The sequence below is a fragment of the Saccharothrix coeruleofusca genome, from assembly GCF_014648515.1.
Lineage (GTDB): Bacteria > Actinomycetota > Actinomycetes > Mycobacteriales > Pseudonocardiaceae > Actinosynnema > Actinosynnema coeruleofuscum.
Map to the genome: position 1 here is coordinate 1 of NZ_BMRG01000019.1, position 206 is coordinate 206.

Annotated in this window: 1 protein-coding gene; it reads left to right on the plus strand. The window is 71.4% G+C overall.

The features are described from left to right. Positions 1 to 206: endo-1,4-beta-xylanase (locus tag IEZ00_RS37375; RefSeq protein ID WP_229796243.1), on the plus strand; the 206-nt coding region annotated here is incomplete at both ends.

Here is a 206-nt window from a genome sequence, read left to right on the forward strand (position 1 = left end):
AACTACCAGACCACCCTGCAGCGCTTCGCCGACCTGGGCGTGGAGGTGCAGATCACCGAGCTGGACATCGAGGGCTCGGGGCAGACCCAGGCGGAGAACTTCCGGCGGGTCACCCAGGCCTGCCTGGCCGTGGCGCGCTGCACCGGCATCACCGTGTGGGGCATCCGCGACAGCGACTCCTGGCGCGCCTCGGGCACCCCGCTGCT